The 23,008-nt window shown below is 57.8% G+C and carries 19 protein-coding genes; 3 read left to right on the forward strand and 16 right to left on the reverse strand.

All coding sequences use genetic code 11. The features are described from left to right. Positions 1-17: 17 nt before the first annotated feature. Positions 18-551, reverse strand: a complete 534-nt coding sequence (locus HY868_07655; GenBank protein ID MBI5301997.1) for a PadR family transcriptional regulator — start codon at positions 549-551, stop codon at positions 18-20. Positions 552-915: 364 nt separating this feature from the next. Here HY868_07655 and HY868_07660 point away from each other — a divergent pair, with 364 nt between their 5' ends. Beyond that, positions 916-1,410, forward strand: a complete 495-nt coding sequence (locus tag HY868_07660; protein ID MBI5301998.1) for a hypothetical protein — start codon at positions 916-918, stop codon at positions 1,408-1,410. Between the two features lie 103 nt (positions 1,411-1,513). On the opposite strand, the gene HY868_07665 is transcribed toward HY868_07660, so the two are convergent. The 15 genes from HY868_07665 to HY868_07735 all read right to left on the reverse strand — a co-directional run bounded on the left by HY868_07665 (position 1,514) and on the right by HY868_07735 (position 19,862). After that, positions 1,514-3,178 (reverse strand): AAA-like domain-containing protein, encoded by a 1,665-nt coding sequence (locus tag HY868_07665; GenBank protein ID MBI5301999.1) that lies wholly within the window; start codon positions 3,176-3,178, stop codon positions 1,514-1,516. Beyond that, on the reverse strand, positions 3,168-6,932 hold the full coding sequence (locus HY868_07670; protein ID MBI5302000.1) for an AAA family ATPase: 3,765 nt from the start codon (positions 6,930-6,932) through the stop codon (positions 3,168-3,170). Before HY868_07670 ends, HY868_07665 begins: the two co-directional genes overlap by 11 nt. A gap of 290 nt (positions 6,933-7,222) precedes the next feature. Next, complete coding sequence (locus tag HY868_07675; GenBank protein ID MBI5302001.1) at positions 7,223-7,624, reverse strand: Zn-ribbon domain-containing OB-fold protein; 402 nt, start codon at positions 7,622-7,624, stop codon at positions 7,223-7,225. 72 nt (positions 7,625-7,696) lie between these two features. Beyond that, on the reverse strand, positions 7,697-8,848 hold the full coding sequence (locus tag HY868_07680) for a thiolase domain-containing protein (protein ID MBI5302002.1): 1,152 nt from the start codon (positions 8,846-8,848) through the stop codon (positions 7,697-7,699). Positions 8,849-8,903: 55 nt separating this feature from the next. Beyond that, complete coding sequence (locus HY868_07685; protein MBI5302003.1) at positions 8,904-9,962, reverse strand: hydroxymethylglutaryl-CoA synthase; 1,059 nt, start codon at positions 9,960-9,962, stop codon at positions 8,904-8,906. 91 nt (positions 9,963-10,053) lie between these two features. After that, entirely contained in the window at positions 10,054-11,307 is a 1,254-nt protein-coding gene (locus HY868_07690) for a hydroxymethylglutaryl-CoA reductase, degradative (protein MBI5302004.1), read from the reverse strand. A gap of 176 nt (positions 11,308-11,483) precedes the next feature. Then, on the reverse strand, positions 11,484-11,774 hold the full coding sequence (locus HY868_07695) for a hypothetical protein (protein MBI5302005.1): 291 nt from the start codon (positions 11,772-11,774) through the stop codon (positions 11,484-11,486). A gap of 244 nt (positions 11,775-12,018) precedes the next feature. Further along, positions 12,019-13,920 carry a hypothetical protein gene (locus tag HY868_07700; GenBank protein ID MBI5302006.1) on the reverse strand — a complete coding sequence of 634 codons (1,902 nt, stop codon included), beginning with the start codon at positions 13,918-13,920 and terminating at the stop codon, positions 12,019-12,021. Between the two features lie 73 nt (positions 13,921-13,993). After that, complete coding sequence (locus tag HY868_07705; protein ID MBI5302007.1) at positions 13,994-14,782, reverse strand: phosphatidate cytidylyltransferase; 789 nt, start codon at positions 14,780-14,782, stop codon at positions 13,994-13,996. Positions 14,783-14,800: 18 nt separating this feature from the next. Continuing rightward, positions 14,801-15,520, reverse strand: coding sequence for a di-trans,poly-cis-decaprenylcistransferase (uppS, locus tag HY868_07710; GenBank protein ID MBI5302008.1), 720 nt, complete (start codon positions 15,518-15,520; stop codon positions 14,801-14,803). A gap of 62 nt (positions 15,521-15,582) precedes the next feature. Beyond that, entirely contained in the window at positions 15,583-16,140 is a 558-nt protein-coding gene (frr, locus tag HY868_07715; GenBank protein ID MBI5302009.1) for a ribosome recycling factor, read from the reverse strand. A 90-nt stretch (positions 16,141-16,230) separates the two neighbouring features. After that, positions 16,231-16,950, reverse strand: a complete 720-nt coding sequence (locus HY868_07720) for a UMP kinase (protein ID MBI5302010.1) — start codon at positions 16,948-16,950, stop codon at positions 16,231-16,233. A gap of 89 nt (positions 16,951-17,039) precedes the next feature. Next, a complete protein-coding gene (locus HY868_07725) occupies positions 17,040-17,636 on the reverse strand; it encodes an elongation factor Ts (protein ID MBI5302011.1) in 597 nt (198 codons plus the stop codon). Positions 17,637-17,638: 2 nt separating this feature from the next. Beyond that, positions 17,639-18,469 carry a 30S ribosomal protein S2 gene (rpsB, locus tag HY868_07730; GenBank protein ID MBI5302012.1) on the reverse strand — a complete coding sequence of 277 codons (831 nt, stop codon included), beginning with the start codon at positions 18,467-18,469 and terminating at the stop codon, positions 17,639-17,641. 313 nt (positions 18,470-18,782) lie between these two features. Beyond that, positions 18,783-19,862: a glycosyltransferase gene (locus HY868_07735; protein ID MBI5302013.1), complete on the reverse strand. Its 1,080-nt coding sequence runs from the start codon at positions 19,860-19,862 to the stop codon at positions 18,783-18,785. Between the two features lie 242 nt (positions 19,863-20,104). Between HY868_07735 and HY868_07740 the strand changes: the two genes are divergently transcribed. Further along, on the forward strand, positions 20,105-21,571 hold the full coding sequence (locus tag HY868_07740; GenBank protein ID MBI5302014.1) for a hypothetical protein: 1,467 nt from the start codon (positions 20,105-20,107) through the stop codon (positions 21,569-21,571). Positions 21,572-21,776: 205 nt separating this feature from the next. Next, positions 21,777-22,994, forward strand: a complete 1,218-nt coding sequence (locus HY868_07745; GenBank protein ID MBI5302015.1) for a glycosyltransferase — start codon at positions 21,777-21,779, stop codon at positions 22,992-22,994. The last annotated feature ends 14 nt before the right edge of the window (positions 22,995-23,008 follow it).

A 23,008-nucleotide genomic window follows, 5' to 3' on the forward strand; every position in this document is an offset into this window, starting at 1 on the left:
ACTCGGCAATTGGAATTTCAACGACGTGGCGTTGAGTTGCGGAGAGATTTGAGCCATGTTAGCGCCGCTTGAGTTTGGTTAAGGCGAAACGCGCGCACGAGTTGACCGAAATCATCCAGCGCCTCGGTTGACCGTTCGACTTGCCAGCGCGCCAATTCCGCGCGCAACGCTTGGTCTTGGCGTTCGATCAATGCGGTGACGGCACGCCGACCTTCGCGGCGAGCGAAAAACAAACGCACGATAAACTCGACGCGCATCTCGCGCAGACCGCGCGAGGGCGTTGCCATCCATTCCCGAAATGCCGCACGTCCCGCGGGCGTGAGTGCGAACACCTTCTTCGCGGGGCGGGAGTCCTGTTGCTCCACCGTCGCTTTGACAAAGTCGCTGGCTTCGAGCGTCTTGAGGTCGGCGTACATCTGGCTCATTCCCAGATGCCAGACCTGCCCCAGACCGGCGGGATCGGTGAAATGTTGATAGAGGTCGTAGCCGTGGTGTGCTTCATCCACGAGGAGTCCGAGCAGGGCAAAACGCGCCGTCTTGTCTTGGCGCATCGGGTACACCTCACTAGTTGTGTACTCAATGATTGAATATATGTAAAGAATATATCGCAAAAGCCATGCGGCGTCAAATACCCAGCCGCCCAGGGTGTGCATCAAGTTTGTGGGGCGTGAAAAAACCTTGCGAAGGTTTTGACGACAAATCAAATATGATTGCCGTTCAACCTTCGCAAGGTCGAGTGTTCCAAAATTTTGACGGACACTCGCCGCCCAAGTTTCAGAAACTAAAGTCTACACCCCGATTGGCGAAGGTACTGTTTTGACTTTCGCTTTGCATTGGTTATAATACCGCCGATTTCGCGTCGAGGAGTCGAAGGATCATTGCATCGAACAAATCTAAAGGCGAACAGCGTGCGCCGTGACTGACTACGACGACTATGAAGACAGCGTGGACGCTGACCCGCCTCCAACCATTCGCGAGTGGCTCGCGCACTTGTCGCCAGCGCGCCAGTTGGGTTATGGTTGCGCGTTCATTCTTATTCTCGGCGCGCTCACGTTGTATTGCGGCGGTACAGTTAGTTTGCTCGCGCGCCCGATGTTGTTGCAACGTCCTCCTACCGCGACATTTGTGCCCACGCCGACGCGCGCGCCCACCGCGACCCAGCCTCCGCCAACATTCCTGATTCTACCCACCGGCAGACCGCCTGCCACACCCACCCAAGCGCCGATTCCCACACGCGAACCCACGGCGACGCCGACGCTCATCGGCGATCCGACGACTGCGCCAATCACCGGGACTGTGACGATTACCGCGACGGGAACGGCGCGCCCCAGTCCATCACTAACCGGCAGAACCACGAACACCGTCACGCCCACGCGACGATTGACCGGGACAGTCGCGCCCAAGCCATAAAAGGAACGGCTCAACCTTGCGAAGGCGCTTGCGCGAAACCGTCGCAAGGTTGAGCCGGCGCAAAAAACTCTTGCGAAGACGTCTGCTCTTCGCAAGAGTTTTTTTACTGCGGAATCATCTTGAAGATTTTTTGAATTCCCCCGAGCGCGCCTTTGACTTTTTGGAGATTGCCCACCCAGGTCGTCACCAAACCAATCAAGCCGATCAAACTTACGTACACCGATTTGATGAACGCCGAATAATAATCCACTTTGAACTCGGCGCTCTGCGTCTGCGGCGGACGCCCGGGCGACTCGCTCTGAAAAATCAGATCCACGCGCCGCGTCTCGGTCGCCGGCGCAAACGGATTGTAGGGCAGTTCGCGCTGATTAAGAAAAAACGAAAAGGTTTCCGTGCGCCGCTCGGTCGCAAACCGTTTCTGATGCTCGCCGAGCACTACCATGTCCGGGGCATTTTCGCGCAACACGACCACGACCGGCGTCAGCGCGCGCGTGTGTTCCAGGTCTACCGTGATGGTCACCGGCGCATTCGGACGAAGCACGTCATCATAGCGAATCAACGTGTAGATATTCCACCCCTCCGGCGCAAATACCTGGTTGACCGGGTGCGCGCCAAGCATAACATCGCGTAGATAAAAAAACATCAACGGCACATTGATTGCAATGATCAGCGCCATCAAAACCAGCACCACGGGTTTGGCGCGCATGAACAACGTGCGCGCCGTGCGCGCGCCGCCGCCGATTTGATACAACCGCTTGAACGCTTCATCGTAGATTTGGTTCCGCACAACGCACTGACCCGCATCGCGAATCGCGCCGGTCAATTCCAGGCGCGCAAGCTGCGGATTGAGCCGGCTGAACGGCACGGCATCGCCCGCCACGATTCTGCCAAGCATATTTTTCGAGTTCGGCTCGCTCTCGATGTCCACGATCATTTTTTCGAGATGATCGTCGCCGCGCAACAAATCTTGCGCGCACCGCTCCACCATCTCTTGGCTCAACGTCTTGGGCTGACGTTCGGCAATCATCGCGCACAGTTTTTGCGTGAGGTACGGATGCCCGCCGGTGCGCGCGTGAATCCACGTGGCGGTTTCCGGCGGAATTACCAAACCGAGCCGTTGAAAATTCTCGGTGAGTTTTTCCACGCCGGCGCGCGTAAAATCCTGGAGATAGACTCGCTCGGCGATATTGAGCGGCGAGTTACTGCCGCTCGTCAAGCGGCTCAACTCCTTCGCGCCCGACAAGACGACGAGATATTTTTCGAACGCCGGTTCCTTGTGCCGCGTGGAGAACACGCTACGAAACGTGCCAAAAAATCCGTCGGATAATTTGGCAGGCACGGCTTCCACTTCGTCGAGCAACAGCAAGATGCGCATGGCGGTCACGCGGCGCGCCGTTTCGAGCATAAAGTTTTGGAACTCGACCGCGGTCGTCGGCAAGGTCGCCTTGGGATCCGCCTTGGGTAGTAATTCCTGGCGCATCGCGCGCGCCACAAAGTTGTAGAGTTGCGCTTCGGGTTGATCCTGTACACTGCCCAGATCAATCAACACGACCGCAAACCCGGGCGAGCGCAGGCACGCGGACACTTGGTACAACAGCGTCGTCTTGCCGGTTTGACGCGAACTGAGCAACGCGACGTACGCATCTACTTGCGACGCACGCGCGAAACGTAATACCTGGGTCAGTTCCGGGCGCGCGACCAAAATCGCGCCGTCTTCATCCGGGTCGAGTGGACCGCGTGTTTTGAAAATTGCCGGATCAGTTGACATGGATTGCCTCGGTGCCTTTTTGAATTTCTTCGGTGTAGCTCATCACCAAACCGTAAATGTCCTGACTGCGCCGGAGAACTTCGGGGAATGCTCTGGCAGCGAACGCGTACTTGGGTCCGTCGCGGCGTAAGATCGAAAAGAGACACAGATCGTCGAATGCCATTTCCAATTGAGCGGGCGGCACGCGCAAGTCACGCGCGCGCAACATTTCCGCCATTTCGCCCGGCGTCACTTCGGGATGTTCGAGCATCACCAACGTGATAAGCCGTTCGAGCGAACTTGCCGCGCCCCACGACACTTCGGCAAAGTACTCGGCGAATTGCGCCGACTGCGCGAGGGCGGACACATCGACGCGCGTAATGACGCGTTCGCGCCGCGCATTGATGCGCTCGACCAACTTTTGGCAGATGTACTGCACGATGTTCGGATGTCCCGCCGCCAACTCGACGATACGATCCGGCAGCGTATGTTCGTCATCCAACGCCACGCCCATATCTTGCATCGGGTCAGTGATGACGCGCCGCGCTTCATCGCGCGCGAGGTACGACAACGGCATCAAGTTGCAAAAGTTGAAAAAGACGAGGTTCGGATTGTGCAGAGCCAAGTTGAGTGTTTTCTCGCCGCAGAACACAAAACGCGTTTTCGCTTCCTGCGACAAGGCGCGCAAGATCTGGAACAACCGCTCGCCATTCGCAATGTCGTGCGCGAGCAAGTCGTCAATTTCGTCGAAGAGCATCACGATGACGCGCTGGGGGTACTGCGCGGCGACATCGCGCGCCATCGCGCGAAATCCTTCGAGATCGCGGGATGGCAGCGGCAATTGCCACATCGTGTCTACCGCGCTAAAAAACTCGGTGTGATTATGCACCGCTTGGCAATCGAGATAGAGCGGACGGTACTCGGGCGAATTCTTGAGCATGTGATGGACGCGCGCCAACACCGAGGTCTTGCCGATCTTGCGCCCGCCGACGATTGCAAAGTTCGTGTCGCGCACGGTGCGGACAATCGTCTTGAGTTCGTGTTCGCGACCGAAGAACATGTTCTCCGGCACCGGACCACTCGTGACGTACGGCGATACGACCGTCAAATCTACCTGATCGAGAATCAACTCGACGAGGCGTCGCGATGGATCGCGCGCGCCAAGCAAACGGCGAATGTCCATCCCATCGAGCACGATGAAATCGTGCGCGCCTTCGCGGACGATGCGTTTCAACGAACGGCGACTGTCGTCTGCCGGAACATCGCGTAGGTCAATCACCAACGCAAAGTAACTGACCATATTCAGGATGTTCATCATATCGCGCAATTCGTTCAAGTCGCTGGGACTGGTGTCTTGACGCGGCACAAAAATGATTGGAAAGCGCGGCGGAATTTTCAAACGCAACGCCGGCGCTTTGACCACATACCCAGCCAGTCCGTGATACGTGCGATCTTCGACGCGCGCGAAACCCAGCAGCTCGCACAGTTGGTCTACAATCTGACTCGTGACCGACAGGAACGCGTCTTCGCTTTCAACGACTTCCCAGGCGGCTTTCCAGTGACGCAGAAATTTTTGCGCGGCGGCGAAGGTTTCTAATTTGAGCGACGCCGGCGCGAGTTGCAAATCCAATGCGTCCCGGGGATGCTCTTCGGCATACCGCCGCAGCGAACGCGAAAGATAGCGGCGCGGCAATTTGCTCAGATTCGCCGCGTTCGCTTCGCCATTTTTCCATAACGCTTGCGTGATCGCGCTTTCCCATTGCGAATACTCGCGTCGCCACGATTGATCTTGCGCGACCGGCGATAGACGCGTACGCCACGCGAACGCGCCAGCGAACAACACGACGATTGCCGATACGAGCGCGCCGATCAACGCGCCGATCGCGAACACATCCGGTCCCACCACCTTGAGACGATCCACGCCGGCGACGACGCCGCTGCCATTCGTGCCGACGAACAAGCTCGTCGCGGTCTGCGGGTCTACCGCAATCGAAAGCACGTCGGCAACGACGAGACCTTCGTTCGCCGCCGCCCAGGTCGCGCCGGCATCTTCACTGCGATACAAGCCGCGGTCCGTGCCGACGTAGACCACGCCGGGCGACCCAGGATTGAGCGCGATCACTTGAAAACGCGCGCGCGCCGGGAACGCGCCGCGTCCCAGGGCTTGCCATTGCGCGCCGGCATTGTCGCCACGGTAAACGCCGGCAGAAGCAAAACCGATATAGAGCGATTGCGCGTCCGCCGCGAGCGTGCGCACTTCATCTTGCGGCAGATCCGTTCCGGTGAGCGCCTGCCACGCCGCGCCCGGTTTCGCCATGTCGAGCCGGAACAAGCCGCGTTCGGTGCCGGCGTAGAGCGTCGCCGGCGATACGAACACCAACGCGGTCACGCGCGACACGTCGCCGATCCCGTTCGTTTGCCGCGCCCAGGTTTGTCCCTTATCCGTACTCTTGAACAACCCGCGTCCTTGCGTGCCGGCGTACAACTCGGTCGTTGTCCCTGAACTGGCAAAGGCGAGACTACTGATCGGCGTATTCGGTGCGATGCTTTCGATCACGCGCGCAAACGTCGCGCCGCCATCGCGTGAAACGAACACCGCGCTGCCCCAAGTGCCGGCGTAAATCGTTTGATCGTCCGCCGGATCGCGCGCGAGCGAAATCACGTACGGATCGCTCAAACCCTGCGCGTCGCGCCAACTTGCGCCGCGATCGCGGCTGATGTGCAAACCGAAACGCGTCGCCGCGAACAGCGTCGGCGGATTCCCCGGCGCGAGCATCAACGCGTGAATACTCGTGTTGACGAGTCCAGTGTTGAGCGCCTGCCAACTCGCATTGTCGTCCGCGGTCTTCCACACGCCGCGCACCGTGCCGGCGTACACCGCGTTCTTATCGCCAAATGCAAGCGTCAACACCGGCGCATCGCCGGGGATGCTCTTGACCTGAGACCAATTCGCGCCGGCATCGGTCGAACGCCACACGGTTTGCGCGATGACCGCAAACACGCGGTCCGGCTGCCGTGGGTCACTCGCGAGCGGCTTGACCAAACCGTTCGCCAACGTGCCGGTCACCGCGCTCCACGACTTGCCGTCGCGACTGCGAAACAAACCCTGGGTCGTACCAACGAGTAATCCACTTTTTGTCGCAGCGATAGATTGGGGACGCGCACCCACCGGCAAACCGTCGGCACTGGCAAGCCAGTGCGCTCCGCGATCACGCGAGACATAGATGCCCGCGTCGGTCGCGGCAAATACGCCCTCTGCTAAAATCGCGATGCCGGAAACGCGCGCGGCGGGCAAATCGCGATTGACTTCGCTCCACGCGTCGCCATTGTTGTCGCTGCGTAACACCGTCGTCGCGGTACCCGCATAGAGCATCCCGGTCACGGGATCGCTTGCCAGCGTAAAAATAATTTGCTCCGCGATGCGCGGGTCGGTGAGCGTCCAGGTCGCACCGCCATCGTTTGTGCGATACACGCCCGTCTGTGTGCCGGCAAGAACCTGGGTCGGCTCGCGCAGAACCACGAGCGAATTCACCGTCAAATCTTCCGCCAACCCTTTAGACGCCGGGTCCCAGCGCGCGCCATCGTCGCGCGTGACAAACGCGCCGCCGTTCGTGCCGGCATACGCGACCCCCGTGGCAATTGCGAGCGCGTTGATTTGTCCACCGGCCGGTCCACCAGTCGACGACCATACGACCCCACCATTTGCGAACGCGGTGGGGGTTAAAGAAAAGAGCAAACACAGTCCAAGCAAAAATAAAACACGCCGTTGGGTCACGGCAATCCTCCAGCGTACATTACTCAATCCATCCTTGCGAAGGATGAATTACTGACCATTGTCGGGTCAATTATAAATGAAAGAGAAGGCAAAGTAAACCGGTCAATCGTACTACCTTAAGAAATTCGCGCGTCGGAAATTTCCATTCCCAGGACGATTGGTTTATTTTGCGACAAGATTCGTCAGTTGGTCTCAAAACAAATCTTTACCGCAACCATCGTGAAAATAAAGAATCCAGGTTTCTTCCCTTCGGGGAAACCTGGATTCTGGCGAAGGCATTGGGAGTCGTTTTAATTCGCGTTGGGGAGCGGTCGAAACTTGTACGCATAAACGATCAATCCGTTTTCGCCGTATTCACGCAACTTGCGCGTGACCATTTCAACGCGCTGACCGATTTTCAAATCGCTGGGATTGACATCCGTGATTTGCGCTTCGACCATCGGTCCTTCATCGAGCTTGATCATGCCGACGATGTACGGCAAATTACCCTCGTGTCCCAGCGGCGCTTGATACACCGTCGAAAACGAGTACACCTCGCCGTGTCCATCGAATTCGTGCGGCGTGAGGTTTTGCGATTTACATTCGGTGCACACCTGACGCGGCGGAAAAAATTTCGCGCCGCAATTCGCGCACACCGTACCTTCAAGCCGATATCGTTGATCCTTCAATCGCCAACTACGCGCTAAATCCATAAAAACCCCAACTGCCCGAGTTCCCTTATTTCCTTTCAGGGGAAATGAAGGAAATGAGGGAAATCGGAAAAGTCAATTCGTAAAGATATGCGTCACCGCGTTCGCCGCGACGCCACCGAGCGATTGCGTCATCGCGATGCGCGCGTTCGGAACCTGGTTCTTGCCGGCTTCGCCGCGCAGTTGCGTCACCGCTTCGACCGCTTGATACACGCCGGTCGCGCCGACCGGATGCCCGCGCGCTTTCAACCCGCCCATCGTACTCACGGGCAGTTTGCCCTTGGGCGTCAGTTCACCTTCGCGCGCGAAATTGATTCCGCGTCCGCGTTCGGCAAACCCGGACGCTTCAAGCGACATGACGCTCATGATCGAGAACGCGTCGTGTACCTCGAACAAATCAATGTCGTTCGGCGTCACGCCGGCTTGCGCGTACGCTTTCTTCGACGAAAGTTCCGCCGCGCCGAGCCACAATGGATCGCGCCGGTCATGCAACGCGAGCGAATCGGTTGCGGACGCGCTCGCCGCGATTTTTACCGCGCGCGCGCGTGTGCCGTTGAGATTGTCCGTCGCCATCAAGACGACCGCCGCAGCGCCATCGCCAATCGGCGCAGAATCCATCACGCTGATCGGGTCGGCGACGTTGCGCGAATTTTTGTACTGGTCGAGTGTGATCGGCGAACGGAACATGGCGTACGGATTGTGCGCCGCGTTCGCGTGCGCGTTCACCGAGAACATGGCGAAATCTTCCGGCACCAAGTCGTACTCGTGCATGTACCGTTTCATCAACAGCGCGTTGAGCGCGACGAATGAAATGCCGTGAATCGTTTCGTACTCCGAGTCCGCCGCCATCGCGAGCGCCGCCGTCGTGCCGCAGTTCGACAATTCGGTCAACTTTTCTGCGCCGACGACGATGACCGCGTCGAATTGTCCGGATGCGACTGCGAGGTAGCCGACGCGCAACGCGCCGCCACCGCCGCCGCACGCGGCTTCGACCTTGAGCGCCTCGATGCCGCGCAAGCCCACCTCGTCCGCAATGAGCGCGCCGAGATTTTCCTGCCCGGTCAATTCGCCGCTCAACATATTCCCGACGTAGAGCGCGTCCGCGTAATCCACGTGCGCGTCCTTCATCGCGTCGAGTACGGCTTCGGTCGCCAGATTACGCAACGACTTGTCCCAGTGTTCTTTTACTTTCGTTTGTCCGATGCCTGCAATTGAAACGCTACGCATGAGTGCCTCCGAAAAATCCGGTAATTGGTAAATGGTAATTACCACTTACCATTTTCTAATTCATAACCAACTTGCCGCGATACCGCGCGTACATCGCGTAATCAATCACCTCACGGCGTTGCACGTACCACATCGTCTTGGGCGCGTGCGCGCGCCGTTCCGCGATCTGTTCGGTCACGACCCAGATAAACGAGTCGCTGCCCGCGCCGCTACCGAACGAGCACATGAAAATCCGGTCGCCCGGTTTCGCCACGTCGAGCACGGCGGTCATGCCGATCATCGCCGCGCCGCTGTAGGTGTTTCCGATTTTACCACTCAACAGACCAACGGCGATTTGCTCTTTGGCAAATCCGAGTTGCTTTGCCACCGTGCTGGGAAATTTCACATTCGGTTGATGGAAAATCGCGTACGCGAAATCGCTCGGCTTGTAGCCGGTCGCATCGAGCAAACCGCGCGCGCTCGCGAGCGTGTGCGCGAAGTATGCTGGCTCGCCAGTAAAACGATTGCCGTGTTCAGGATAGTGCATGTGTTGTCGCCGGAAAAAGTCCGGCGTGTCGGTGACGTACGAGTGCGACGCTTCGAGGTACGCAACCGAGCGCTCTTTCGGTCCGAGGATGTACGCCGCGCCGCCCGCGCCGGCGGTATATTCGAGCGCGTCGCCGGGACGACCTTGTGCCGTGTCCATGCCAATTGCCATCGCGTACTCTGCCATCTCCGAGCCGACGAGCGCAATCGCGGCTTGCATCGCTTCGGTGCCGGCTTTGCATGCAAATTCCCAGTCGCCGGCAAGCACTGAACCCGCCGCGCCAATCGCTTCCGCGACCATTGTCGAGGACGGCTTGACCGCGTACGGATGCGACTCGCTGCCGACCCAGACCGCGCGCAATTCATTCGCCGTGATGTTTGCGCGCGCGAGCGCGTTCCGCGCCGCTTCGATACTCATCGTCACCGTATCTTCGTCCAGACCTGGGACGGCTTTTTCCTCAATCGGCAAACCTTCGTCCGCGCCGCTCCACACGCGCGCGATTTCTTCCGCGCGAATGCGAAAGCGCGGCACGTATGCGCCGTAGCCGACAATCCCCACTTCGCGTTTCGGTTTCATTACTTTTGACATTTTTTATCCACACAATATTTTTGGAGGTTGGAAATTGGAGGTTGGAGGTTAGAACCTACAAGTATGCGTTCCAACTTCTAACTTCCAACATCTAATCTCTAATCTCCAATAATTCCTTCGCCCTTGTAATCCGCACATCCTTTTCGCGCGTCATCTGTTCCGCGATGCGCTCGATCTGTTCGCCAGTCGCGCCTGCGGCAATCGCGATTTGGCGCGCGTGCAACTCCATGTGTCCGCGCTGAATGCCTTCGCCGGCGAGCGCGCGCAACGCACCCAGGTTTTGCGCGAGTCCGACCGACGCGAGCACACCCGCAAATTCCGGCGCGGTTTTCACGCCGAGAATTTTCAACGCGATTTTCGCGGACGGATGCGCGTTGACCGTGCCACCGATGATGCCACTCGGAATCGGCAATTCAATCGAGCCGATCAAATCGCCGTTCGCCGCACAGTCCCATTGCGAGAGCGCGCGGTACTGTCCATCGCGCGCGGCGTACGCGTGCGCGCCGGCTTCGACGCCGCGCCAATCGTTCGCGGTCGCCACGACGACCGCGTCAATGCCATTCATAATTCCCTTGTTGTGCGTCGCCGCGCGATACGGATCAATCTCCGCGAGCGTTTGCGCCTCAACGATGCGCGTCACAAGTTCATCGCCCAAATCGTTTTTCGAAACGCGGCACGACGCGCGCGCGAGGCGCCGGTCGGCGAGATTCGAGAGAATACGCAAGACGACATGTCCACCGGTCAGTTGTTCGAGCAGGGGAGCAATCGCTTCGCACGAGGTGTTGACCGAGTTCGCGCCCATCGCGTCGCGCACATCTACGAAAAGATGGACGACGACCATCGCGCCGACACGCGATTCGTGAAACACACGCACTTCAAAATCGCGCACGCCGCCGCCAAACTCGACGAGCGTGGATTTCGCGTTCGCGAGCGCGAGGATTTCGTCGTGTGCAGCGAGAATTTTTTCGCGCGCGGATTCAACATCGCGAACGAGCACTTGGACTTGACCGATCATCATCGGCGCGTCGGTGCTCGCAGTGAATCCGCCGGTATCGCGCACGAGTTTCGCGATGTGGCTCGCCGCGGCGACGACGGACGGCTCTTCAATCGCCATCGGAATCAAATAATCGCGTCCATTGACCATAAAATTGGCGGCAATGCCGATGGGCAAACCGTGAATACCGATTACATTCTCGACCAGCCGATTTGCCAATTCTGGCGTCAAACCGCCAGTTGCAAGCGCGCCGAGTTCGTTTTCTGTCAAATTTGCGAGCTCACCAACGAGGTTTCGTCGTTCAGCGACGCTCAAGCGAAAAAATCCAGAAAGGCGTGAATTTTGAGCCAATTTTGAACAATTCTCCGACAGGATAGCAAACGACCAGGGCGAATTATACTCTAGTGAAACTTCCAAAAACTACCAGAGTGCTTGGTTTTGCTTTCAAACTGTAGTTAGGTTGACAGAAAACGAAAACGCACCCGATTGAGATCGGATGCGCTGGTCGTTATCGGAGGAATTGGCGATTACGCCAAAGCGTGAGAGGTGTGGCGCGCAAACGAACGTTTGAGAACTTGGACGGTCTTGAGTGGAAGATCAATCAGGAGGAAGAAATCGGCGGGGTACAGATAATCCTCACCGCTTTCATCAACAACCCGCAAATCTCCGTCTGCCTCGGCTTCAATATCTGCCAAGACTGGATAGATTTTGTGCAATTCGAGTGAGGCAGGATATTCGGTGTTGTTTACACAGACGGAAAAATGTGTCGCATGTGAGTGGGGACGTTTTAGTTTTCTATTAAATTCCTTTCTGCCAATTCCGTGCGCCTCGTACCAATGAACCTCGGCACGCCGAATCAATCCATTTGAAAGCCGAACCCAAGCAATCCCTTTCATCTTACGCCATGCCCGGTTCCGTATTGCTTCCTCGGACGATTGATATCTCGAATTCCCTTACCGAGTGCAATCGTCTGAATGTCGCGGATTTCGCTGATGATCTCGAATGACATCCGAGGCATCTCCTGTCACATCGGCTGATGAAGCTATCATACAGAACTACGCGCTACTTGTCAACGTTTTCGCCCTGACTTTGCACTTCCATTGTCGCGAGCGTTTTCGCCACTTCTTGAATCGCGATTTTTTGCTTGCGGTACAAATCGGTCTCACTGATTGCGAGTTGGTACGCAATCTCGCGAATCTTTTTGCCCTGAACGAATTTAAGTTCGAGAATGTTGTACAGCACCCACTCGGGCGCGGTGAGTGAACGTTGTCCGTCCGGCTTGAGCGTCTCGATTGCGTGCGCGATTTGCGCGCGCAACGCGCGGACGCGATTCCCTTCGTGATCCGCGAGCGCGTCTTGCACGATACGCAAACGCAACAACGGACTCTCCGTCAATTTCGGTCCACCCCACAAATGATCGAGCGCGTCTTTGACCGCGCGATGGAACGCCGGCGTTTCGGGCAACAATTCTTCTTCGACGCGTTCCGCTTGGAGCGCGCCGACGTAACGCGGCTTGCTGCGCGCGCGTTGCAAGAGCGCGATTTCGCTGCTGATTTCTTCGAGGACGCTGAACACGCCTTGTTGCAACTGCCGGTCTTCGAGCGCGAGTTCGGCTTGGTCGGCGAGCGCGGCGACGAGTTTTTGTTCGTGCTCACTCAAGTCTGGCTGTGGCGCGCGCCCGGCGACCGCCATTATCCCGCGCACACCCTCGGATGATTTGGCATGTAGTCGCCAGAGCCAAAAGCCATCGCACGCGATAAACCCTTCGCCGTCTTGCTGAGTAATCACGGTCTCGAAATCGGTCGCGTCGAGGAACTGGCGCACGCGTTCGCGCGTGCCGACGACGGTTTCGATGCGCCACGCGTCGCCTTCCGGCGAAATGATGAAACCTTGTTGCACGCGCAATAGATCGCACGTCGCGCTCAAAATGTTTTCGAGCAGTTGCCGCAAATCGCTCGTCGTGAGCAGGCGGCTGTCAATTTCCTGAATGCGTTCGAGTTCAAAGCGGTCGCCCCAGAAAATCAACTTGTCGAGAAACGGCTTGGCGAGGTTGATCGCGAGTTCGAGCGCGACAATCGCGACGATGACGGTCGAAAACAAAACCGTTTCGCGCGAGAGCCCGAGCCAGCGTTCGACCGTCGGCACAGCGAGCATCAACCCGACGACCGCGGTCGCGACGAACGGACCACGCAGCAAAAAGTGGACGAGGTTGTGCTTGACCACGCGATCGGGCGCGAGCGCGCCTTGATACGCGACCGTGTACGCCATCACGGTAATCATCATCCCGACCCCGGCTTTGGCGATCAGCGTGAGCACGAGCAACAACCACAGCGAGAACTCGGCGGGAAAACTCGCAATGATGAGGTACGGAAACACGCCGAGCGCGGGCGCAATAAACGCGGTGGACAAGTAATCCATTCGTCGTCGCGTCGTCGAGGTGAGACAACGTCGCCGCGCTTTACGCAGATTGTACCAACCCCACAGCGTCAGGGTGAAGAAAAAAATCGCGAATAGAATGAACATCGGACCGGCGGCGAATTGCGCGGCTTGCGGATAGAAAAAACCCTCGCGCACGACCAGATCGGTGAGGACGACGAGAAACAGGAACGTGCCGCTCGCGATGTACGCGAGCCAGGTCGCGAGGCGGCGGCGCGGCGAGTACGCGTTCGTCGAGCGCAGAACCGCGTCGGAGAAATGCAAATACTCGGCAGGGATGAACGCGATGCCGATCCATTTGAACTTGAGCCAGAGTGTCGCGTCCATCGGTGTTTCGACGCGCGACAGAAACACATCGCCGACATAGACGATCGCGATGAACGCGAGGAGTGCGGAGAAAGAGCGCGCGACCGAATTGCGAAAATTGTTCGCGGAGAGATAGAGGAATAACGAGAAGGCGACGATGATGATCGCGGCAGAGGAAATGACGTTAGTCAGCGTCAGGGCAGAAACGATAAGGTTAAGCATACGAACTGGAAAAATTATTCAGAGGCGCAACGCGCGAATGGTAACACGTACTACAGATTGCGTATTGCGTCAATTAGACACGGACAAACCAAACGAGATACAAGTACATGAACACCGCGGCAAAAAGAAAACTATCAATCCGATCCAACATCCCACCGTGACCGGGAATGAGATTACCGGAATCTTTCGCGCCGAATTGGCGTTTGACGAGCGATTCGGCAAGATCGCCGAACGCGCCGGCAACGCCGATACCCAGACCCGCGACGATGCCGTGCAATATTGGCAAACCGAACACAAGCGCGCACAGTCCGCCGACGATGGTGGACGCGATCCAACTACCGATCGCGCCCTCGCGCGTTTTCTTGGGACTAACGTCCGGGAAAAAACGGTGCTTGCCCAGGCGCGTGCCGGCAAAGTACGCCGCCGCGTCCGACGCCCAATTCGTCAGGAACAATGTCGCGGTCCACCAAAAGCCATTGTTCGGCGACGCGCGCAGCAGAACCGCGTACGCGCCCGTGCCACCCAGGTAGAGCGCGCCCACGAGCGTCAATGCCCAACCGACAATCCAGCCCTCCGCGCGCCGAAACAGCGCGAGCGTCATCGTCACAACGCCGCCGCCAATGACAATTTCGCGCAGCAGGTTCCAGCGAAAATGCGCGTCGAGGAGCATGAGCGTGATGAGAGCGAGACCCACGATGGGTTGAGGATGGTGTCCCGCGTGGCGCGCCATCGCAAAGTACTCCCAGCCCGAAAGCAGGAGACCGGCGAGCGCAAACACGAGGAAGGGGAGATCGCCCAGAATCGTCGCCACGATGACGATGGGGATCATGATGAACGCGCTGACAAAGCGGATTTTGAGCACAGCGAGGACTCGGGTTCGCTAAACGTTTTCCAATTTGCCAAAACGCCGTTGGCGATGACTGAACGCAAGTAGTGCGTTGTACAGTTCTTGTTTGTCGAAATCGGGCCAATACGTCGGTGTGCTATAGTACTCGGCGTACGCCGCTTGCCAAATCAAAAAGTTCGACAAGCGCATTTCGCCGGCGGTACGCACGATCAGATCGGGGTCGGGCAACTCGGCGGAGTAGAGATAACTGGCGAACAACGCTTCGTCCACTTGTTCCGGCGCAATGCCCTCGCGCAGCATCCGACGAATCGCGTTGAGAATCTCGGCGCGACCGCCGTAATTGAACGCGACGTTGAGCGTGATGCGCGCATTGTGCTGGGTCAGATCAATCGCTTGCCTGACCGCGTGTTTCATTTGATCGCTGATACCATCCAGCGTGCCCAAGTGACGCAACCGGACGCCGTTCTTGTGCAGTTCGACGACCTCGCGCGAGATGACCTCTTCAAAAATACCGAGCAACCCACGCACTTCGTCATTCGGACGTCCCCAGTTTTCGGTCGAGAACGCGTAGATGGTGAGCACCTGAACGCCAAACTCGACCGCGCCTTCGAGGACGCGGCGCATGTTCTCGACGCCCGCGCGATGTCCTTCATTGCGCGGCAAACCGCGTTGCTGTGCCCAGCGTCCGTTCCCATCCATAATGATCGCAACGTGCGCCGGAATCTTAGTGAGTTGGCTTTTATCTAGTTCCATAATCTTAGTTGGATAGTGCGATAGTGCGATAGTTGCAAGCCGCCTATCGTGCTATCGAACGATCAAACTTCCATGATTTCCGCTTCTTTTTTCTTACCGATCTCATCGGTTAGCCCGATGTACTTGTCGGTCAATTCCTGCAACAGTTCCTTGCCTTTGAAATGCTGATCCTCGGAAATCATTTTTTCTTCTTCGAGGTCTTCCAAATCTTTCAGCCCATCGCGGCGAACGTTGCGCAGCGCGATGTGCGTCTCCTCGATATGTTTGCGAACGACCTTGGTCAACTCGCGGCGGCGTTCTTCGGTCAGCGCGGGAATCGCGAGCCGGATGATTTTGCCGTCGTTGTTCGGCGTCAAACCGAGATCGGATTTCAGGATCGCTTTTTCGATGACGGACAGCGTCGCGGGATCGAACGGCTTGATCGTCAACAGACGCGGTTCGGGTGCGGCGATGGACGCGAGTTGTTGCAACGGCGTCGGCGTGTTGTAATAGTCCACCTTGAGCGGCTCAACGAGCGCGGGCGACGCGCGACCGGTGCGAATGCCCACCAGTTCGCGCTTGAGCGCCTCGAGCGTTTTTTTCATTTTACTTTCGGCATCGGCTTTAACATCGTCAATCATCAGTACCTCGCGATAGGTAAATCGGTAAACAATTAAACCGGTAGACAGGTAGACACGACTTGTTTACCTGTTTACGTGTCTACTTTTTTCCTACTTGGTAATCAACGTCCCAATCGGTTCGCCCATCACCGCGCGTTCGACGGAACGCGGTTGGAAGAAATCGAACACGATGATCGGCAAATCGTTATCCATACACAGCGACAGCGCCGTGTTGTCTATGACCTGGATTTGTTCCATCATGATCGCCTGGTTGTACGAAATGCTGGCGAACTTTATCGCGTCGGGGTACTTGAGCGGGTCTTTGTCGTACACGCCGTCCACCTTGGTCACTTTCATCAAGACATCGGCGTCAATCTCTTTCGCGCGCAATGCGCCGGCGGTGTCGGTTGTGAAAAACGGATTGCCGGTGCCCGCGCCGAAGATGACGACGCGACCCTTTTCGAGGTGGCGGATCGCGCGGCGACGGATGTACGGTTCGGCAATCGCGCGCATTTCAATCGCGGACTGGACGCGGGTGTAGATGCCGCGCTTTTCGAGCGCGTCTTGCAACGCGAGCGCGTTCAACATCGTCCCCAGCATTCCCATGTAATCCGCCGTCGCGCGATCAATGCTACGCGCGTAGGGATCATTGCCGCGCCAGAAATTGCCGCCGCCGATCACAATCGCGATTTCGACGCCGTGCGCTTTGACCGCTTGCACTTCTTCCGCGAGATACGCGACACTTTGCGGATCAATGCCGGTTTGTCCTTTGCCCGACAGCGATTCTCCGCCCAGTTTGAGCAAGATGCGTTTGTATTTTGGTTCTGGCATTTCCCCTCAACACAAAGGGGAAATCAGTGGAAAGAAGGGGAAATTCGCGGAGCGTCCCTCGTTTCCACTAATTTCCCCTTCTCTATAAATTATTGTCCTAGTTCAAAGCGAGCAAAGCGCCGGATGACGATGTTTTCGCCGACCTTGGCGATGTTCGTTTGAACGAGATCGTGAATCGTCACGCTGTCGTCGCGCAGGAAGGTCTGACGTAAGAGACAATTCTCTTTGTAGAACGCTTCCATTTTGCCGGGTACGATTTTTTCGGTAACGATGTGCGCCGGCTTGCCTTCGGCAACCGCCGCGTCCGCGAAAATTTTCTTTTGCTCTTCGATCACATTCGCCGGAATATCTTCGACCGCGACGTACTTGGGATTGAACGCCGCGACTTGCAACGCGATGTTGTGCGCCAATTCGCGGAACCCCGGCGTCGCCGCAACAAAGTCGGTTTCGCACGCCACCTCGACGATGACGCCGATCTTGCCCGCGCCATGCACGTACGCTTCGATGACGCCTTGCTTGGCGACGCGTTCCGCTTTTTTCTGCGCGGCTTGCAGCCCTTTTTCTTTCAACACGGCAAGCGCCTTGTCGTAATCGCCGTTGTGTTGTTCCAGTGTCTTTTTAGCGTCAAGCACGCCGGCGCCGGTCAGTTCACGCAATTGCTTGATTTGTTCTGCTTGAGTTGCCATAGTTATGCCGTTTCGTCCGGACTAGTTTCTTCGCCGACTTCTTCTGCGTCATCTTCCATCGCGGCGACATCGAGCGGCGGCAAGTCAGCGTCCGTCATTTCAATCGCCGCGGGCGCGCCTTCTTCCGCGGCTTCGGAAGCGAGGACACCGCGAATATTCTTGCCTTCGATCACCGCATCCGCGATTTTGCCGGTCAAGAGTTTGATCGCGCGGATCGCGTCGTCGTTCGACGGAATCGGATGCGCGATCGGATTCGGGTCCGAGTTCGTGTCGCACATCGCGACGATGGGAATGGCGAGCGTGGTCGCTTCGTGAATCGCGTTTTCCTCGTGCTTGGTGTCCACGATGAAAATCGCGCGCGGCAAACGGCGCATTTCTTTCAAACCGCCCAAGCGCGTTTGCAGTTTTTGCATTTCGCGCGTCAGCAACAACGCTTCTTTTTTCGTGAGCTTGTCGAGGTCGCCGGTCGCTTGGCGCTCTTCGAGTTTGAGCAAATAGTCAATGCGACTGCGAATCGTGCGAAAGTTGGTGAGCGTGCCGCCGAGCCAACGTTCGTTGACGTACGGCATCCCGCACCGCTGCGCTTCTGCCACGACGGTCTCTTGCGCTTGACGCTTGGTGCCGACGAAGAGGATCGTCCCGCCATCCGCGACCAGATCGCGCACGGCGTTGTACGCCTCTTCGAGTTTCACCATCGTTTGTTGGAGGTCAATGATGTGGATGCCGTTGCGTTCGGTGAAGATGAACGGGCGCATCCGCGGATTCCACCGGCGCGTGCGATGCCCAAAGTGGACGCCTGCTTCGAGCAGGGACTTCATAGGTAAAACAGCCACAGTACTCCCTTGTGTTTTTGTTCCATCGTGTTGATTTTAGTTTCGCGTCGCGAAACTAGACGATGGCTTCCGCCCCCGTCGTTTTCGACGACGACCGCGTGTGCGGCACGCGTCATCGAATCGAGGGGCGTGACAAGTCGGGGCGCATTATATATCAGACTAGAGCAAAGAGCAAATCGAATTGCGCTAATGGGTGTGCGTCAAGTTTTTGGGTGGTGAAAAAACCTTGCGAAGGTTGAACGGCAATCATATTTGATTTGTCGTCAAAACCTTTGCAAGGTTGAGTGTCCAAAAATTTGACGCACACCCTGCGCTAATCTCGCACCAATCGCATCAATTTATCGCTGAACACTTGAACGCTGAATTTTTCCGCATGCCGGCGGATCGTTGGCGGATCGTACCGGCGGTCGTCGAACGCACGCAAAACCTGGACGAGCGATTGCGCGGTCGGCTCGCGAAACAGTTCGCCAGTGACGCCGGGAACAATCGTCTCCAACGCGCCGCCGCCGCCAAACGCGATCACCGGCTTGCCGCACGCGTTCGCTTCGAGCGGCGTGATGCCAAAATCCTCTTCGCCCGGAAACAGAAACGCGCGGCAACGCGCGAGCAAATCGCGCGCGTCCGCATCCGACACACGCCCGAGAAAACGCACATTCGATTTGGCTGTCGCTTCGAGCCGCGCGCGGTCGCGCCCATCGCCGGCGATGACGAGCGGCAAATCCAGTTCCGCGCACGCTTGCACGGCGAGGTCAATCCGCTTGTACGGCACGAGGCGCGAGAGAATCAAAAAGTAATCGCTGCGCTCGCGCGAAACTGTGAACCGTTCCACGTCCACAGGCGGATGAATGATGACCGAATCGCGTTGATAATAGGTGCGAATGCGTTCGCGCACGATTTCGGAAATCGCGACAAAGTGTGTCACGCGTTCCGCCGCGCGGCGATCCCACTCGCGCAATCGCGAAATCATCAACGGCAACACCAGTCGCGGCAAACGACCGATGCGTTCGCGCTCGACATAGTCGGCATAGTTCCACAGAAAACGCGCGGGCGTGAGGCAATAGCAAATGTGTCGCGCGCCCGGCGGCATTTTGATGCCGTGTGCGAACGCGCTCGTGATGCTGACGAGCGTGTCGAAGCCGGATAAATCAAGCGCTTCAAACGCGGCGGGGTAAAGCGGCAAGAGCAACCGTTGATTCGTCAACGGGAGGCGGTCGAGAAACGTCGTGCGAATGTCCCAGGTTTTGTACGATGCCGGCATCGCGGGTTGCCAGTACGTCGAGGTGAACACGGGCGCGTTGGGAAACAAATCGTGCGTCACTTCGAGGACGCGTTCCGCGCCGCCGTACTGGTTGAGCCAACTCGCGGCAAGCGCGATGTGGTGAGGGTCAGTCATCGCCACTAGTATAGCCGATTGCGCTGCGAGCGCAAAATCACCCCCCACCCCAACCCTCCCCCGCTTTCGCAGGGGAGGGAACTCGCCCCCACCCCAACCCTCCCCCGTTCGCCAAAATCGGGCGAACGGGGGAGGGAGAAAGAGTGGCTCTACTCAAACGCATGGCAATGTGGTAGAATACCTGCTACACAGCCATACAGCAAATTTGGAAATTTGCCCCACATTTCCAAAGGAGGATCGCGATGGTCGCTCCAATGACTAGAGCCGACGAGCACGGTCTGCGCGGTGTCAGTCTTGACAGCCGGTTGCGCCAGATCTTTTTCAGCATGTCCCCGGAAAAACTGAGCGCGCTCGCGCGCGAGGTGCGCGAAGAGTCCACGCGCCGCGAGTTGATCTACGTGCGCGACGGACAACAAGAGACCATCAACGTGATGCTTCGCCCCGCCGGAATTTTCTCCGAGCAGATGAACTATTTCCACTATGTCGCGCTCGCGCTCGTCGGCGCGCTCAAGCGGATGCCGGAACTCTATCTCAAGGATTTCAACATTCGCGAAGTCGTGCCGCTCGAAGAACTCGAAGCGAAGTGGTTGTGGGACACCTGGGGCGCGAGCCACAATCAATTTCACACTGTGTTCGGTCGGCTCGATGCGATTGTGGACTTGACGAGTCCGTTCTGGAAGGACACGCTCGCGTTCATCGAGCCGAACCTCGTCGGCGTCGGCGGCATCCACCTGATTCCAACCGCCGAAGGCGTCGTGCGCGATGTCGTCGTGCCCGCGCTCCAAGAAATCGCGCCCGACCTCGACCTGGAAACGAGCCAGGATTTGCGCGACTTGTTCATCCTCGAATTGATGGATCACGTCGAAGCCAGCGCGCGCAAGGGACGCACGATCTGTTTGATTGACCCCAAATATTCCAGCGATGGACCGAACGAGCTTGAAACACTGACCAATTACTATCGCGCACGCGGGTACGAAATTTATCACGCCGATCCCGCCGAACTTGTTCTCCGCAACCACGAAGTGTACTACGAAGGTCACGTCATTGACGTTGCGTATCGCGATTACGATACGCGCGATCTCGCGCAACAGGAAAAAGAGGGCGAGAACGTACGCGCGGTCAAACACCTCTTCAAGCAAAATCAAATCGTCTCTTCGATGGCGGGCGATTTCGACCACAAGAGTTGTTTCGAGGTGTTAACCGACTCGCGCTTTGCGCAGTACTTTTCGGGGGACGAGCGCAACATTTTTCGACATCACGTTTTGTGGACGCGCTTGTTGATCGAGCGACGCACGACGGACCCGCACAACGAGATCATTGACCTGTTCGAGTACACGCGCAAGAACCGCGAGATTCTCGTCATCAAACCGAATCGCGCGTACGGCGGCGAAGACATCTTGATCGGACCGTCGGTCACGGACGGCGAATGGGAAGATGCCATCGAACGCGCGACGAAAGAACCGGGCGGCTGGGTTGTGCAACGGCTCGCCAAGATCAGCGTGTACGAATTTCCCGTGCTCGCGGACGACGGCACCGTCCAAGCCGCGCCGTTCTACGTCGTCGTCGGTCTCGCGCCGACCAAGTACGGCGTAGCGGTGTTGGGTCGCGCGTCGCAAAAGCAAGTCGTCAACGTCGCGCAACGCGGCGGCTTGCTCGCGGTACTCGTCGGACGACACACGCCGCGCGTTCTGCCGCCGCGATATGGATGAGCGAGAAAAAAGTAGACACGTAGACCGGGACACAGGTAGACAGGTAACTTGTCTACCTGTGTCCTTGTGTACTCCGATACCACTTTTCCAACTTTGATGAACTTGCCGCGTTGTGATACAATAGTTCTGTTGGAAATCTTTCGCCTACCCAGAGGTCACTCACTTGAATATCGCTATGTTAAGTGTGCATACCTGCCCGCTCGCGATGCTCGGCGGCAAAGAGACGGGTGGCATGAATGTGTACGTGCGCGAACTCTCGCGCGAACTTGCCGCGCGCGGCCATTGCGTTGATATTTTCACGCGTTCGCAGGACCCGGCGGTGGCGCACGAAGTGCCCGGACTGGAAATCGGCGCGCGCGTTTTTCATGTGCCCGCCGGTCCCGAAGCGCCGTACAACAAACATCGCCTCTTCGACTATCTGCCCCAGTTCACGCAAGGCGTTCGGCACATCGCCGAAACCGAAGGCATTCGCTACGACGTGTATCACTCGCACTATTGGCTTTCGGGCTGGGTCGCGCGCGAATTGCAGAGGACCCAACCGGCGCCCATCGTGCAAATGTTTCACACGCTCGGCGTGATGAAAAACCACGTCGCGCGGCGCGCGTACGACCGCGAGACCGAACGCCGCATCGAGATCGAGCGCGAGATCATGCAAGCTACGACCTGTCTCATCGCCGCGACGCCGCGCGACCGCGAGCACATGATCGAGTTGTACGACGCGCCCGGTCAAAAAATCTGCGTGATTCCGCCCGGCGTAGACACGAACCTCTTTCGACCGATCCCGCGCGCCGAAGCCAAAGCGCACGTCGGCTCACCGCCAGATCATCACACGGTGTTGTTTGTCGGGCGGATTGATCCGATCAAAGGATTGGACATTTGGTTTCACGCGATGGCGCTCGTGATTCAAGAGCAACCCGAATTGCGCGGCAAAATTTGCGTGTGCCTCGTCGGCGGCGACGCGGACGAAGAGACCGAACCGGAAGTCGAGACGGCGCGGCTCCGCGCGCTCAAAGATGAACTGGGGATTGACGACATTGTGACGTTTCACGGTCGTCGCTCGCAAGAAGAGTTGCCGTACTATTACTCGTCGGCGGACATTGTGGTGATGCCGTCGTTTTACGAATCGTTCGGCATGGCGGCGCTCGAAGCGATGGCGTGCGGCACGCCGGTCGTCGCGTCCGATGTCGGCGGCTTGTCGTTCGTCGTGCGCGATGGCGAGACCGGCTTTCTCGTCCCCGAAGGAAATCCACGCGCGCTCGCGGACACGCTCACGCATTTATTGTGCGAACCCAGGTTGCGCGCGCGCCTCGGCAAGCGCGGCGTCGAAATCGCGCAAGAGTACGCGTGGGCGCGCGTCGCCGACCGAATCGAAGACGTATACGCGCGCATCACAAACTGGCAGACGATAAAATCGCCCGCCTAAATCAGGCGCGAACC

The sequence above is a fragment of the Chloroflexota bacterium genome (assembly GCA_016219275.1).
In the GTDB taxonomy this organism is placed as follows: domain Bacteria; phylum Chloroflexota; class Anaerolineae; order UBA4142; family UBA4142; genus JACRBM01.

What these genes read in the sequence shown, in the direction of transcription:
- HY868_07740 (MBI5302014.1), top strand. Translation starts at nt 20,105, where the DNA reads ATGGTCGCTCCAATGACTAGAGCCGACGAGCACGGTCTGCGCGGTGTC.
- frr (MBI5302009.1), bottom strand. Translation starts at nt 16,140, where the DNA reads ATGATTGACGATGTTAAAGCCGATGCCGAAAGTAAAATGAAAAAAACG.
- HY868_07745 (MBI5302015.1), top strand. Translation starts at nt 21,777, where the DNA reads ATGCTCGGCGGCAAAGAGACGGGTGGCATGAATGTGTACGTGCGCGAA.
- HY868_07720 (MBI5302010.1), bottom strand. Translation starts at nt 16,950, where the DNA reads ATGCCAGAACCAAAATACAAACGCATCTTGCTCAAACTGGGCGGAGAA.
- HY868_07680 (MBI5302002.1), bottom strand. Translation starts at nt 8,848, where the DNA reads ATGCGTAGCGTTTCAATTGCAGGCATCGGACAAACGAAAGTAAAAGAA.
- HY868_07700 (MBI5302006.1), bottom strand. Translation starts at nt 13,920, where the DNA reads ATGCTTAACCTTATCGTTTCTGCCCTGACGCTGACTAACGTCATTTCC.
- HY868_07725 (MBI5302011.1), bottom strand. Translation starts at nt 17,636, where the DNA reads ATGGCAACTCAAGCAGAACAAATCAAGCAATTGCGTGAACTGACCGGC.
- HY868_07735 (MBI5302013.1), bottom strand. Translation starts at nt 19,862, where the DNA reads ATGACTGACCCTCACCACATCGCGCTTGCCGCGAGTTGGCTCAACCAG.
- HY868_07685 (MBI5302003.1), bottom strand. Translation starts at nt 9,962, where the DNA reads ATGTCAAAAGTAATGAAACCGAAACGCGAAGTGGGGATTGTCGGCTAC.
- HY868_07665 (MBI5301999.1), bottom strand. Translation starts at nt 3,178, where the DNA reads ATGTCAACTGATCCGGCAATTTTCAAAACACGCGGTCCACTCGACCCG.
- HY868_07675 (MBI5302001.1), bottom strand. Translation starts at nt 7,624, where the DNA reads ATGGATTTAGCGCGTAGTTGGCGATTGAAGGATCAACGATATCGGCTT.
- HY868_07655 (MBI5301997.1), bottom strand. Translation starts at nt 551, where the DNA reads ATGCGCCAAGACAAGACGGCGCGTTTTGCCCTGCTCGGACTCCTCGTG.
- uppS (MBI5302008.1), bottom strand. Translation starts at nt 15,520, where the DNA reads ATGGAACTAGATAAAAGCCAACTCACTAAGATTCCGGCGCACGTTGCG.